Annotated in this window: 12 protein-coding genes; 3 read left to right on the top strand and 9 right to left on the bottom strand. The window is 36.6% G+C overall.

The features are described 5' to 3' along the window. Window positions 1-1,782 (bottom strand): arginine--tRNA ligase, encoded by a 1,782-nt coding sequence (argS, locus tag DCS95_RS08995; RefSeq protein WP_116770451.1) that lies wholly within the window; start codon window positions 1,780-1,782, stop codon window positions 1-3. A 115-nt stretch (window positions 1,783-1,897) separates the two neighbouring features. Here argS and DCS95_RS08990 point away from each other — a divergent pair, with 115 nt between their 5' ends. The 3 genes from DCS95_RS08990 to DCS95_RS08980 all read left to right on the top strand — a co-directional run bounded on the left by DCS95_RS08990 (window position 1,898) and on the right by DCS95_RS08980 (window position 4,733). Next, window positions 1,898-2,323 carry a hypothetical protein gene (locus DCS95_RS08990; RefSeq protein WP_116770450.1) on the top strand — a complete coding sequence of 142 codons (426 nt, stop codon included), beginning with the start codon at window positions 1,898-1,900 and terminating at the stop codon, window positions 2,321-2,323. Continuing rightward, window positions 2,320-3,753 (top strand): SDR family oxidoreductase, encoded by a 1,434-nt coding sequence (locus DCS95_RS08985; RefSeq protein WP_116770449.1) that lies wholly within the window; start codon window positions 2,320-2,322, stop codon window positions 3,751-3,753. Before DCS95_RS08990 ends, DCS95_RS08985 begins: the two co-directional genes overlap by 4 nt. Window positions 3,754-3,866: 113 nt before the next feature. Then, the gene (locus DCS95_RS08980; protein ID WP_116770448.1) at window positions 3,867-4,733 is read left to right on the top strand and encodes a lysophospholipid acyltransferase family protein; all 867 of its coding nucleotides are present in this window, start codon (window positions 3,867-3,869) and stop codon (window positions 4,731-4,733) included. Between the two features lie 2 nt (window positions 4,734-4,735). Here the strand turns inward: DCS95_RS08980 and DCS95_RS08975 are convergent, their stop codons facing one another. From DCS95_RS08975 to eno, 8 genes are all read right to left on the bottom strand, one after another. After that, a complete protein-coding gene (locus DCS95_RS08975) occupies window positions 4,736-6,904 on the bottom strand; it encodes a xanthine dehydrogenase family protein molybdopterin-binding subunit (protein ID WP_116770447.1) in 2,169 nt (722 codons plus the stop codon). 3 nt (window positions 6,905-6,907) lie between these two features. After that, a complete protein-coding gene (locus DCS95_RS08970) occupies window positions 6,908-7,399 on the bottom strand; it encodes a (2Fe-2S)-binding protein (RefSeq protein ID WP_116770446.1) in 492 nt (163 codons plus the stop codon). A 9-nt stretch (window positions 7,400-7,408) separates the two neighbouring features. Beyond that, entirely contained in the window at window positions 7,409-7,990 is a 582-nt protein-coding gene (locus tag DCS95_RS08965) for a hypothetical protein (protein ID WP_208630755.1), read from the bottom strand. Window positions 7,991-8,126: 136 nt separating this feature from the next. Then, window positions 8,127-9,056, bottom strand: a complete 930-nt coding sequence (ctlX, locus tag DCS95_RS08960) for a citrulline utilization hydrolase CtlX (RefSeq protein ID WP_116770444.1) — start codon at window positions 9,054-9,056, stop codon at window positions 8,127-8,129. A gap of 40 nt (window positions 9,057-9,096) precedes the next feature. Beyond that, complete coding sequence (locus tag DCS95_RS08955) at window positions 9,097-10,011, bottom strand: dimethylarginine dimethylaminohydrolase family protein (protein WP_116770443.1); 915 nt, start codon at window positions 10,009-10,011, stop codon at window positions 9,097-9,099. A gap of 93 nt (window positions 10,012-10,104) precedes the next feature. Then, on the bottom strand, window positions 10,105-11,391 hold the full coding sequence (locus tag DCS95_RS08950; RefSeq protein ID WP_116770442.1) for a citrate synthase: 1,287 nt from the start codon (window positions 11,389-11,391) through the stop codon (window positions 10,105-10,107). Between the two features lie 115 nt (window positions 11,392-11,506). Beyond that, window positions 11,507-13,042 (bottom strand): glycogen synthase, encoded by a 1,536-nt coding sequence (locus tag DCS95_RS08945; protein WP_116770441.1) that lies wholly within the window; start codon window positions 13,040-13,042, stop codon window positions 11,507-11,509. A 119-nt stretch (window positions 13,043-13,161) separates the two neighbouring features. Continuing rightward, window positions 13,162-14,454, bottom strand: coding sequence for a phosphopyruvate hydratase (gene eno, locus DCS95_RS08940; RefSeq protein WP_116770440.1), 1,293 nt, complete (start codon window positions 14,452-14,454; stop codon window positions 13,162-13,164). Window positions 14,455-14,501: the final 47 nt, after the last annotated feature.

Raw genomic sequence — 14,501 nt, 5'->3', positions numbered from 1 at the left:
TTACATACGCTCTGGCACCTCAACGCCCAACAGCTTAAAAGCATCTTGTATAACTTCGGAAACCTTTTTAGACAACTGAACACGTAAAACTTTTTTAGCCTCATCTGCCTCGCCTAATATGGAAACCTGTTGGTAAAAAGAATTGAATTCCTTTACCAGATCATATGTATAATTGGCAATCAAAGCGGGACTAAAATTATCTGCAGCCAATTGAATGGTATCTGGGAACATTTGAAGTTGTTTGATTAGTTCCTTTTCTTTTGCATGCAATGAAGTAACCTCAGCATTTTCAGAAATATCAATACCCATACTATCTGCCTTTCTTAAGATCGACTGAATACGTGCGTAAGTATATTGAATGAACGGACCGGTGTTCCCTTGAAAATCAACCGACTCTTCTGGGTCGAACAAAATTCGTTTTTTAGGATCAACTTTTAAAATGTAATATTTTAAAGCGCCTAAGCCGATCATTTTATAGAGCGACTGCTTTTCTTCTTCACTGTAATCTTCAAGCTTACCTAACTCTTCAGAAATTGTAGCAGCAGTTTGGGTCATATCTGCCATAAGATCATCCGCATCTACAACAGTACCTTCCCTACTTTTCATCTTTCCGCTAGGTAAATCTACCATTCCGTAACTTAGGTGATGTAATTTATTAGACCATGAAAAACCGAGTTTTTGTAGTATTAAAAACAATACTTTAAAGTGATAATCTTGCTCGTTACCCACGGTATATACCATACCATTTACATCTGGGTGGTCTTTTACACGTTGTATCGCTGTACCAATATCTTGGGTCATGTAAACCGCAGTACCATCTGAACGAAGTACAATTTTTTCGTCCAATCCGTCCTCGGTCAAATCTATCCAAACACTTCCGTCTTCCTTCTTAAAGAAAACACCTTTTTTCAATCCCTCCGCAACAACATCTTTTCCTAAAAGGTAGGTGTCACTTTCATAATAAAGGGTATCAAAATCAACACCCAAATTTTTATAGGTAACATCAAAACCTTTATACACCCAACCGTTCATGGTTTTCCAAAGCGAAACTGTCTCTTCATCTCCAGATTCCCATTTCAACAACATTTCTTGGGCTTCCAATAAAATAGGAGCCTCTTTTTCGGCAACTTTTTGTTCAGTGCCCTTAGCTACTAATTCTGCTATTTGTTCTTTATATGCCTTATCAAAAGCTACATAATAGTTACCAACTAGCTTATCCCCTTTTAATCCTGTAGACTCCGGTGTTTCTCCATTTCCGAATTTCTGCCAAGCCACCATACTTTTGCAAATATGGATTCCTCGGTCATTGATGATTTGGGTTTTATATACTTTTTTACCAGATGCCTTTAAAATTTCAGCAACGGAATAGCCCAATAAATTATTTCGGATATGACCTAAATGCAAAGGCTTATTGGTATTTGGAGAAGAATATTCTACCATAACGGCATCATCGGACTCTTTTACATAACCGTATTGTTCAATGGAGGTAATTGAATTGAAGAAATTTAAATAATAACTATCATCAATAACAATATTCAAAAATCCTTTAATTACGTTAAAGCCTGCAACAGCTTCTACATGCTCTTGTAAATAAGAACCAATTTGCTCCCCAATTTGAACAGGGTTACCCTTAACTACACACAACATCGGGAAAACCACGATAGTGATATCTCCTTCAAAATCTTTACGTGTAGGCTGAAATTCTACATTTGGCAATTCCTTGTCAAAAATAGATTTAACCGCTTCTTTTACTTTATCTGATAGTACCTCTTGAATATTCACCAAAACGTTTAATTAAGGCTGCAAAATTAATCATTTTTTATGCTTTAAGATGAACAGATGCGGCATTCATTCGGCATTTCGTTAACTTTAATGAAAACAGTGTAAGAAAACATACATGCTCGTAAACGTATCTTATAACAACAAATCGGTTTCCAAGAAAATTGACGCTGAAGTGGGTAAGCCATTTACTTTAAAAGAAAGATGGGCATTGGGCGGTATAGGCTCCCCAAAACTTATCATTACAGAAACCAGTATCGACATTAAAAATTTACTGATTTTAGATAATAACAGAAATACCTGCAATATAGAAATGAGACCAAAAGGAATCATTGTTGGCTTTAGATCTTTATTAGAATCTTATGCCTTGGTGATACCTTATTACAAACTTTCCATATACAAAGGGCAGGCTTCAGTGTACTCCATTTACAAAGACCAATATTTTATAAAAGTGGAGTCCGATACAAAAGCGGTACAGAAATTCTTTAAAAAAATCTTAGGCTACAAAGCTGATAACGCACCCACCTCAATTGAAGATTTATGAAAATACTACTTACAGGTGCCAATGGTTATATAGGTATGCGTATTCTACCACAATTAATAGAAATGGGTCATGACATTGTTTGTGCGGTACGCGATGAAACCAGACTTTCTGTAGATAAAGAAACCAGAAGCCAAATTGAAGTTATTGAAATTGATTTTCTAGAGGACCCCAAAGAGAATGTAGTTCCACAAGATATTGATGCCGCATACTTTCTAATTCACTCCATGAGTTCTTCTACACAAGACTTTGATGACATGGAGGCGAAAACCGCAGAAAATTTCAACAAGTATGTTTCTAAAACTCAAATTGAACAAGTAATTTATTTAAGTGGAATAGTAAATGACGAGCTACTTTCAAAACATTTACAATCTAGAAAAAATGTAGAAGATATTCTTTACCAAGGTGATTTTAACCTTACTGTTTTAAGAGCAGGAATCATAGTTGGGTCAGGCAGTTCTTCATTTGAAATTATTCGCGATTTATGTGAAAAACTACCTGTTATGATTACTCCTAAATGGGTGTTAACCAAAACGCAACCTATTGCCATTCGTGATGTTATCGCATTTTTAACCGGAGTTTTAGGAAACGAAAAAACATATAACGATTCATTTGATATTGCCGGACCAAATGTACTCACTTATAAAGAAATGTTACATAAATATGCCGAAGTCAGAGGATTCAAAAATTGGATTTGGACCGTACCTGTAATGACTCCAAAACTATCTTCATATTGGTTATACTTTGTAACCTCAACATCATATAAATTGGCATTGAATCTGGTAGATAGCATGAAAATAGAAGTTATAGCAAAAGATACCAGATTACAGGATATACTTAACATTGAACCACATACCTACAAAGAAGCTATTGATTTAGCATTTAAAAAGATAGAACAAAACTTAGTGATCAGCAGTTGGAAAGACAGTATGATCAGTGGTCGTTTTCTTGAAAACCTTGAAAAACATATACAAGTCCCAAAATATGGAGTATTGAAAGACTACAAGCAACTTCAAGTTACCCAACCTGAGGAAGTTCTAGAGCGTATATGGAGCATTGGCGGTGAAACCGGATGGTACTATGGAAATTGGTTATGGAAAATTAGGGGATTTTTAGATAAACTTTGGGGCGGTGTTGGTTTAAGACGAGGCAGAACACATCCAGACAAAATATTTGCGGGTGATTCACTTGACTTTTGGCGTGTATTACTTGCGGACAAAAAAGCGAAAAGATTATTGTTATTCGCCGAAATGAAACTACCTGGCGAAGCATGGTTGGAATTTAAAATTGATGATAATAACGTACTACATCAAACCGCTACCTTTAGACCACGTGGTTTGCGCGGTAGATTATATTGGTATAGCATAGTGCCTTTTCACTATTTTATTTTTGGTGGCATGATCAGAAATATTGCTAAAACCGACCAAAATTAGTTTTAAGCTAAAGAGTTATTTTTTTATTCTTTAGAGTAATATCCATTTTATTTTCACGACTAGTATTGTAAGCGTTTTTAGGCAGCATCAATCACTATCATAATTTTTTGAAGATGAAATACTTACGTTTCTTTCCATTTTATGTATTGTCAATTTTACCTTTTTGGGCATTATACATCATATCTGACATCACCTTTTTCTTAACATACTACATATTTGGTTACCGAAAAAAAGTAGTCTGCAAAAATTTACATGTAGCCTTCCCCGATAAGACAGAAAAAGAAATCAACAGCATCGCAAAAAAATTTTACAGGCATTTCTGCGACATGTTCTTTGAGGCGATTAAATTATTGACCATTAAGCCAAATGAAGTTCAAAAAAGGTTTAAAATCAACAACCTATCCCTATTGACCAATCACCTAAAAAACAATGAAAATATTATGCTGTACACCGCACACCAAGGCAATTGGGAATGGCTTACTACAGTACCTTTATTTCTAAATGTAAACTGCAATACTTTATACAAACCATTATCTAATACCTATTTCAACGATTTGTTCATATTGATGCGAGAACGTTTTAATGTTCATTGTATTCCTAGTAATGAAGGATACCGCCATTTACTTCATTTAAAAAATAACAACATCGTTTCCATGAACTGTGTCATTGGCGATCAAAGTCCGTTAGGAAAATCCGGCAAGCAGCAAACCATATTTTTTAATCAGCAAACCTCCTTTTTTACAGGTGCTGCCAAAATAGCCAAGAAAACAGATTCAGCAATATTCATTCCCTATCTAAAGAAAATAAAACGCGGATCCTATGAACTTTTCTTCGAGAACATTGTCAACCAAGCAGCCACTTTAAACGAACAGAACATTATTGATTTATATGCCAATAAATTGGAAAAGGTCATTGAAAAATACCCTGAATTGTATCTATGGACTCACAAAAGATGGAAGCGTGATGGAATTACCTATTAAAATTATGATTCGGTAGAAAGTTTAAGTGGCAACTGGGTTAATCGTTCGCCCGTTAATCTTCTAACTGCATTTGCTATTGCCGCACCAATAGGACCCAATGGAGGTTCGCCTACAGCACCCGGAGTATCTTTTCCTTGCAGTAATATCACATCTATTTCTTTAGGGGCATTTTTCATCAATGCCATTTGATATGGACCGTAAATGGTTGGTGTCAACTCGCCATTCTCAACGAACATTTGCTCATAAAGTACAGCACTCATGCCCATAATAACACAACCCTCGCACTGCGCTCGAATTTGATCGGGGTTAACAGCCAAACCAGGATCCATGGCAACCGTTACTTTATGAACTTTAATTTCATTATCGACAATAGAAACTTCAGCCACTTGGGCACAAGGGGTATTTGCATCTATAGACGCTGCAAAGCCCATAGCACGACCGTCTACAACCTCTTCTGAATATTTTGCTTTTTCAGCTGCTGCCTTGATAACATTTTTTAAACGAACATCAATATCTTGCTCTCCTATTTGCCTTAACCTAAAATCGACTGCATTCTTGTTTGCTTTAAGCGCCATTTCATCAATAAAACTTTCCATAGCAAAGGTATTTGCCAACAAACCTAGGCTACGCCACCAACTAGTGGCAAAAGGCAACTCAACGTGCCAATATACTGACTTGAAATTAGGAATGTCCGTGTATTGTATGAATCCGCCCCGTATGGCACCAACATCAGCGCCAAGGAAATTTGTAAGTACATTTGGAACCAATGCCGAATCTGTAGCAACATCACCACTCACGAATTGATGTTCTAGTCCGTCCAGATAACCTTCAGCATTTAATTTACCTTTAATAATATGATGTGTTGGCGGGCGAAACATATCATGCTGAAATTCTTCCTTTCTACTAAAAAAGTATTTTACCGGTTTACCAACAGCCTTAGACATTACTGCTGCCTGTACGGCATGGGGTGTATGTAACCTTCTACCAAAACCACCCCCTAAATACGTAGGCACAATATTCACTTGTTCGGTATCTAAACCTAACCTTTTGGCAACTTCTTTTCTGGTAAGACTAACTACCTGTGTAGAAATTTTAATAATTGCGTTATCCGCTTCCACCGAGGCTACGACTCCATTTGGTTCAATTTGCGCATGTGCCCCAATAGGACTTCTAAATTCCAAGGTTGCAAATTCATCATCCTCATCAAAAGCAGCTCCATTTTGTTGTATTATAGTAGAATTACCATTACCGACCGTCATCATTTCGGTTATGGCAGTAGTATCTAAATCCTCAATACTATTCCAAGTTACCTTGATTGCATTTTTTGCATGCTCTGCCGCTATCATAGAATTGGCTACAACACCTACAAAGTCATCTTCAACGATTATTTTAATTACCCCGGGCATACTTTCAGCTCCAGACGTATCTGCACTAACGAAGGTAGCTCCAATTTTTGTTGGTCTAACTACTGCCCCATAGAGCATACCCGGCATATCGGCATCCATACCAAAAATAGGATCACCATATACCTTAGCTTCCAAATCTACTCTAGCAATAGGCTGACCAATGTACTTATAGTCCTTTATATCTTTTAAAACAGGTGCATCTGGCACTTCCCATTGTTCTACTCCTTCCGCTGCCTGAGCATATGTCAGCGTTTTGCCGTTACCCGATATTATTCCATCCGCTACCGAGAGTTCATCGACCCCAATATTTAGTTTAAGTGCAGCCTCTTTTAAGAGCATAACCCTTAACATTGCAGCAAGCTCCCTGAGCGGTTTCCATAATCCAGAAATAGACGTACTACCGCCAGTAGCAAAACTATCTACATTACCGGTAGAAGAAGCTGCATGAACCACTTTTATCTGATTCATGGTTACAGAAAGTTCATCGGCAGCCATTTGGGCAATACCGGTAAACGTACCCTGACCCATTTCCATTTTAGGAGAATGTAAAAGAATAGTATTATCAGATGTAACCTCGAACCAAACCATAGGCTTATCGGTATTATCGGTATAGGGTGCCTCTAAAGAATTTACCATTCCTAAAATCTGACGGCGTATGGGGTTTCTAAAAATATATGCACCAATAGCTACAACACCAATGGTTCCCAATCCACCTCGTACAAGAAACTTACGCCTAGAAACTTTCTTTTTACTTTTATCCGCCATGGCTTACAGGGTTTTAGATTCGTTCATAACCTTATCCGCTTGCAATTCCGCCGCCTTATGTATCGCCTTTCGCATTCTATAATAGGTACCACAGCGACATACATTGATAATATTCTTATCTATATCCTCATCTGTTGGTGTTGGAACTTTATTCAACAATGCAGCCGTTGCCATCATAAACCCAGGTTGACAATATCCACATTGCGGTACAATCTCATCTATCCAAGCTTGTTGAACAGGATGTGGGTTTTCTCTGTCTCCCAACCCTTCAATAGTAGTTACTTCTTTACCTTCAGCAAATTTAACGGGATAGGAACAAGACCGAACAGCCTCACCATCTACATGTAAGGTACAAGCCCCACAAGCCGCTTTTCCGCAGCCAAATTTTGTACCCTTTAAGTTTAACGTATCTCGAATTACCCAAAGTAAGGGCGTATTTTCATCTGCTATTTCAAGAGCTTTTACTACTCCGTTTACAGTAATGGAAATTTTCATAAAGTTTAATTATTTAGAAGGAATGACCGCTCCGTTAGCAAACCAATTTTCAACTGCTATTTTAAAATCTTCCTTTGAAACCGGTGGCAATGTACGCTGTTCTCCTTCGGCGTCTACCCCAGGTTCCCATGCCCAAAGCACCAGGTCATCTTCTGTCATATGTTTTATTAAATCTTCGTGACTTCTATTGCCGTTCATACTTTTGTCCAACAAACGCTTTGCGATTTCGGTTCTTGTAAGTCCTTCCCAAGCCATAGAGGCAGGCGCTAATGCCCAATGTGGTGCACCGGGAACCCCAGAACTCATATTATTTTCAGATTGATGACAGGTATTGCAAGTAGTAGCTTCAAAGCCATGGTCATCTTCACCTCTTGTCATACCAAAATAGTGCGGATGACTCTCATCTCCTTGCTTAGGAATATGGTCACTAGGGTGACAATTCATACATCGTTGATGGGTAAGCACATCCATCATCTTGTTGAAGTCTTCATTACCCTGTTGATTTTGAAGTTTTGTTTTTTCTACAATTTCATAACCAGAAAACTTAGGTGAATTCGCCAATACGAATATCAACCCTAAAAGTAAAAACATCGAAAAAATATAAATTGCTTTTAACCTCATAAAAACCTTTGATAGATAAAACTTTCAATCTCTATGAAGATAGCGAATACCGTTAACAAATGTTAGCCTATTAAATTTAATTATTTCAATAGGCCAACACGTATTATTATGCTTTAGGAAGAAAAACTTCAGCCATCATACAACGAGCACTACCACCTCCACAGGTTTCAATAGTATGCAAAGAACTATGTAGAATACCACAGTGTTTCTCTATTTGAGTAATCTGATCTTTAGTCAAACTATGATATGCCGCCGAACTCATAACCATATATCTTTTATCATTACCGCCTAAAACCTGCAACATATTACCAGCAAAATGATGCATTTGCTGTTCTGTAATGGTAATGATTTCTTTACCATCTTTCTTAAGATGGTCCAATACATTCTTTCTTTCCTTTTTATCATCGATGGAGTCTGCACAAATAACAACAAAATTTTCTGCCAATGCCATCATTACATTAGTGTGATATATAGGTAGCCTTTTACCGTCTACAGATTGATTCGCTGTAAATATTACCGGAAAGAAATCAAAATCTTCACAGAACTCTATAAACAATTCCTCGTCTGCGCGTTCAGAAAGTGCACAATACGCTTTTTTATTTACCCTGTCAATGAGAATACTACCGGTACCTTCAAGAAACAATTCTTCTTCTTCGGCAGAAGTATAATCGATAATATCATTTATTTTGAACCCGTTCTCTTCTAAGGTATCGAAAATATCATCTCGGCGCTCTTCCCTTCTATTCTCAGCAAACATTGGGTATACCCCTACCGTACCGTTTGCATGAAAAGAAATCCAATTATTTGGAAAAACACTATCTGGAGTATCAGGTTCTTTGGTATCCTGCACAACAATAACATTAACGCCTTTATTTTTTAATACGGATACAAATGCATCAAACTCCTCTTGAGCTTTCTGATTTATTTCTTGATTCTTCATATCAATATCTTCCATAAAGTAGTTATTGACAGCGGTCTGTTCATTCATTCTGAATGAAATAGGACGAATCATGAGTATTGTATTTGTAATTTGCATAGGGGTACTAATTAAGTTGTTACTATTTTTGAATTATTAATTAATCTCTAATTAGGGGCAACGTACTACAACGAAGTAAGCCTTCTTGTTTTGATATCTCTGCATACGGAATCTCTTCTACCGTAAAGCCCTGTTCGCGTAACCAATTGTTAAGTCGGGTAAAGTTTTGTTCAGATACAACCACGTCTGGTGAAATAGAAAAAACGTTACTGTACATATGGTACATTTCCACAGCATCGATTTCAAAAACATTCTCTTTACCAAAAAAGTCTACCAACCACTGGTACTCCTCCTCTACCAGAAAACCATTTTTATGAATGATAGCTTTTCCCTTACCTAAGGGTTGAAAACAACAATCTAAATGCAAGGCATTGTCTTTAGCTACGGTATTGGATTTACGCAACTCAAATGATTTGATTGTTTTGTGAGGAAACTGTTTGGTCAAATATTCAACAGCAGCCTTATTAGTTCTTGCTGTAATATATGAAGGGTAATCATCTGCGGTATACGTACCAACGAAAATATAATCATTCCAAGGCATTACATCGCCACCTTCTACATGAACATCATCTGGTGGGGTTAGAATATTATTATCGTCTATTTTATCCAGAACATGTAAAATAGCCTCTACCTCTTGTTCGCGATCAGGCAAGATATTGGCTTTTATCAATTTATCTTCAATAACAAAAGCGATATCTCGGGTAAATATCTGATTACAATCTTCAAGAACCTCGGGTCTAAAAACCTTAACATCATATTTTTCAAAGACATTTTTAAAAGCTTCCATTTCTTCAATCATATCGGCTTCCAAGGGATAAGTACCCGCCTTAATATGTTCTTTGGATTTTGGGTCATAAGCTTCCTCTAAAGTAGGTGTTGGTCCCGAACTTTTCGCGATACCCAGCACAACCGCCTTTAAAGGTGAAATTTCATCATTGATATTTAATTGTAACATAAGTCTATATTTAAATATGAATTAAAATATGGCACAAAAAAAAGCTCCTTTAAAAATTAAAAGAGCTTTTGTTTTTTTATTAACGGTAGCAATCTACCTTTTGTCAAGTTCGACAAAAGATCTTAAATTTTCACCTGTATATACTTGTCTTGGTCTACCAATTGGTTCGCCTTTCAATCTCATTTCTCTCCATTGTGCAATCCACCCTGGTAATCTACCCAATGCGAACATAACCGTAAACATTTCTGTTGGTATACCCAAAGCTCTGTAAATAATACCTGAATAGAAATCTACATTAGGATATAATTTTCTATCAACAAAGTACTGATCTTCAAGTGCTTCTTTTTCTAAACCTTTGGCAATATCAAGAATAGGATCATCAATACCTAAGTCTGCCAACACCTCGTCTGCTGCAACTTTAATAATTTTAGCACGTGGGTCGAAGTTTTTGTAAACTCTATGTCCAAAGCCCATTAGCCTGAAAGGATCAGACTTATCTTTTGCTTTAGCCATGTATTTTTTAGTGTCACCACCATCAGCCTCAATAGCTTCAAGCATTTCTAAAACCGCTTGGTTGGCACCACCATGAAGTGGTCCCCAAAGCGCTGAAATACCAGCAGATAAAGACGCGAATAAACCAGCATGTGAAGAACCTACGATACGAACAGTACTCGTAGAACAGTTTTGTTCATGATCTGCATGTAATATCAATAACTTGTCTAATGCCTCAATAACAACCTTGTTCTTTTTATAATCTTGATTAGGACGCTTGAACATCATTTTATGAATGTTCTCAACATACCCTAAACTATCATCTCCATAATCTAATGGAAGACCTTTCTTTTTACGTAAAGTCCAGGCAACAAGAACCGGAAATTTTGCAAGAATACGTACAATTGCATGGTACATATCTTCATCTGAACTTACATCAACTGTAGACGGGTTAAATGCAATTAATGCACTTGTCAAAGATGATAAAACACCCATTGGGTGTGCAGACTTTGGAAAACCGTCCAAAATCTTTTTCATCTCCTCATCTACGTGAGACTCATCTTTTATATCCTTATGGAACTTTGCCAGTTCTTCTTTGTTAGGTAAGTTTCCAAATATTAAAGCATATGCAACTTCTAAGAAATCTGCCTTCTCAGCTAACTCCTCAATTGAATATCCTCTGTAACGTAAAATTCCTTTTTCGCCATCTAAAAAAGTAATAGCACTTTCACATGATCCTGTATTTTTAAAACCCGGATCAATGGTTATCATTCCTTTGGTTGCAGAACGCAAAGATTTGATATCTATTGCAAGTTCATCTTCGGTTCCCTTTATTACCGGAAACTCATATTTTTCACCATTATATTCTAAAATAGCTTTGTCTGACATTTTTAATTTTTACGTTTTAAATACTCCTCGTAAAGTTAACAAAACAGGATTGGTCTACCAATTTCAAAAATCTGTTTTGGGTAAAATTAACAATAAGTACTATGAATAGCTTTCATTACAACAGATATAGTGACTCATAATACGCATCTAAAGATTTTTCCCAAGTAAAACGAGCTTTTTTTGCGTTCGCTTTTATCTTTTTCCAAGTGTCCTTATCATGCTCCCAAATGGTCAATGCTTCATCGAAGCTTTTCACCATGTTACTTATCTGTTCATCATAGGTATTTCCGCTAAAAGCGAAACCTGTTTTCAAGTGATCTACGGTATCTTTTAATCCGCCTGTATGATGCACCAAGCAAGGATTTCCATTTCTCATCGCCAACATTTGACTTATTCCACAAGGTTCAAACAAACTTGGCATAAAATAGAGGTCGGTTTCCAAATACATAGAATCGATCAAATCTTCCGACTGCCCGTTGGTGAATACGAAATTCTTATGATGGTAACTCATATGACGAAAAAATTCCTCATAATCTGGGTCTCCGGTCCCTAAGAGCATAAATATACCATCTACCTCATTCAACCTCACCAACATTTTTTCAAATGCTTCAGGTGAGCGCTTTAAAAAATAAAATTTCTGCTCTGTAAGTCTTGCTACACTAGACACTATAAATTTAGGTCTATTGCCTACGTACTGCATAATCTTTTCCCCAGTATGTGCTAAAAAATCTGCTTTATATTTCTTTGAGTTTTCTTGTAGCCATCTAAATAACGCTTTAACCGTATTCCTATAAAGAAAACCTTTTTCCGCAACTCTTATATTACCATAGTTACTAGCATTTAAAATACCAAAGAGACGACCTTCATTATCCGCATTCAACAAATCATTTTCTAAACTTTCACCACCTATAAACTCTGGTCTTCTACTAGGTAAAAGTACATCTTCTTTATATGAAGGAGATACCGTATGCACGGCATCTGCCAAACGAATACCAACTGCCATTAAATTAATACAATCATGATATCTAGAGTCCATTAAGGCATTGTGATCCAACTGTATTTCTGGAAACCAATTGTTCACAGAGGCATAATTATTATAAAAAGGACGGATACCCTGTATTGCCAAATTATGTATGGTGTAGACATATCTCATCTTTTTCAAATCACTATAATTTGGATGATAAGTCTTTATAAACAAAAGTGCCGCAGAATGCCAATCATGTAAATGCACTATATCTAAATCTCCAAAAGCACCAATTTTAATGGCTTCTGCAGTAGCGGTACAAAAAATGACAAATTTTACAAAATCATTAAAAAATGGTTCTGTAGGGTCATCATGATAAATATGTGCAATACCACCTTCTACTATTTCTGGATGATGAATAACATAATGTGTTATATTCTTATCTACTCTTTTTGGAATAACCTCGTACAACTCTGCAGTATAGGAAACACCACGAAGGCTAAACTCTAATTTGGTTTTAAAAATTCCATTCTTATGCAATCTAGAGTAAGAAGGCACAACCACGTGAACCCTATCTTCTCGTTTCGAAATCTCCCTAGGCACATCTCTTACAACATCACCCATTCCACCCGCTTTACAATCTGGAATAGCATCGTTTTCTGCTGAAACAAAAAGAAAATTATTCATACGCTAACAAAGGGGTATCATTATTGGTTTATTCTCAAAAGGTAGTTAAAGTTTTGAAGTACGCCAAAAAAAAAAGCCTTTCTCGAAAGAAAGGCTTAATAATATATTTCGCATCTAAATTAACCTAATTTAAAGGCTTTTTCTTGTGGATAGTAAGCCATGCTACCTAACTCTTCTTCTATACGAAGTAGTTGGTTATATTTAGCCATACGATCAGATCTTGAAGCCGAACCGGTCTTAATTTGACCCGTATTCAACGCTACTGCTAAATCAGCAATAGTATTATCTTCTGTTTCACCAGAACGGTGCGACATTACTGAAGTATAACCTGCATTTTTAGCCATATTCACTGCAGCTATTGTTTCTGTCAAAGTACCGATCTGATTTACCTTAATCAAAATTGAGTTTGCGATACCTTTTTCAATTCCTGTAGACAAACGTTCAACATTGGTTACAAATAAATCGTCACCTACCAATTGTACTTTATCTCCAACTTTTTCAGTTAAAGCTTTCCAGCCGTCCCAGTCATTCTCATCCATACCATCCTCAATAGAGATAATAGGATATTTGGCACTTAGTTCTGCCAAGTATTGTGCCTGCTCTTCAGATGTTCTAATTACACCAGATTCACCTTCAAACTTAGTGTAGTCATACTTACCATCTACAAAGAATTCTGCCGCAGCACAATCTAAAGCGATCATAACATCATCACCTAATGTATACCCAGCTTTTTCAACAGCTTTAGCAATAGTATCCAAGGCATCTTCTGTACCACCTGCAAGGTTCGGAGCAAAACCACCCTCATCACCTACTGCAGTACTAAGACCACGGTCATGTAATACTTTTTTAAGGTTGTGAAAGATTTCAGTACCCATTTGCATTGCGTGAGAAAAGCTTTTTGCTTTTACAGGCATTACCATAAACTCTTGAAATGCAATAGGCGCATCTGAGTGAGAACCACCATTAATAATGTTCATCATTGGTACAGGAAGTGTATTAGCACTAACACCACCTACATATCTAAATAGTGAAAGACCAAGTTCATTAGCAGCAGCTTTAGCAGCAGCCAAGGAAACACCTAAAATTGCATTAGCACCTAATTTAGATTTGTTTGGCGTACCATCTAAATCGATCATTGTTTGATCCAAAAGATTTTGATCAAACACACTCATACCCAATATCTCTTCTGCAATTACGCTATTTACGTTATCTACAGCCTTACTTACACCTTTACCCATGAAAGAATCACCACCATCACGTAATTCAACAGCTTCATGTTCACCGGTAGAAGCTCCAGAAGGCACTGCAGCTCTACCCATTACACCATTCTCAGTAACTACATCTACTTCTACAGTTGGGTTTCCTCTAGAATCTAAAATTTGTCTTGCGTGAACATTTAATATTATACTCATTTTTAATCTTTTTATTTGTTGTTTGTAAAAAAGTAAAGATACAAAAC

Source organism: Maribacter litoralis (assembly GCF_003075045.1).
Taxonomy (GTDB): domain Bacteria; phylum Bacteroidota; class Bacteroidia; order Flavobacteriales; family Flavobacteriaceae; genus Maribacter; species Maribacter litoralis.
The sequence above is the reverse complement of the archived record's forward strand: the minus strand, read 5'-3'. Positions and strand labels throughout refer to the sequence as shown.

Coding starts and splice junctions, on each gene's coding strand:
- DCS95_RS08990 (WP_116770450.1), top strand. CDS start 1,898: ATGCTCGTAAACGTATCTTATAACAACAAATCGGTTTCCAAGAAAATT.
- DCS95_RS08985 (WP_116770449.1), top strand. CDS start 2,320: ATGAAAATACTACTTACAGGTGCCAATGGTTATATAGGTATGCGTATT.
- DCS95_RS08980 (WP_116770448.1), top strand. CDS start 3,867: ATGAAATACTTACGTTTCTTTCCATTTTATGTATTGTCAATTTTACCT.
- DCS95_RS08975 (WP_116770447.1), bottom strand. CDS start 6,904: ATGGCGGATAAAAGTAAAAAGAAAGTTTCTAGGCGTAAGTTTCTTGTA.
- DCS95_RS08970 (WP_116770446.1), bottom strand. CDS start 7,399: ATGAAAATTTCCATTACTGTAAACGGAGTAGTAAAAGCTCTTGAAATA.
- DCS95_RS08965 (WP_208630755.1), bottom strand. CDS start 7,990: ATGTTTTTACTTTTAGGGTTGATATTCGTATTGGCGAATTCACCTAAG.
- ctlX (WP_116770444.1), bottom strand. CDS start 9,056: ATGCAAATTACAAATACAATACTCATGATTCGTCCTATTTCATTCAGA.
- DCS95_RS08955 (WP_116770443.1), bottom strand. CDS start 10,011: ATGTTACAATTAAATATCAATGATGAAATTTCACCTTTAAAGGCGGTT.
- DCS95_RS08950 (WP_116770442.1), bottom strand. CDS start 11,391: ATGTCAGACAAAGCTATTTTAGAATATAATGGTGAAAAATATGAGTTT.
- DCS95_RS08945 (WP_116770441.1), bottom strand. CDS start 13,042: ATGAATAATTTTCTTTTTGTTTCAGCAGAAAACGATGCTATTCCAGAT.
- eno (WP_116770440.1), bottom strand. CDS start 14,454: ATGAGTATAATATTAAATGTTCACGCAAGACAAATTTTAGATTCTAGA.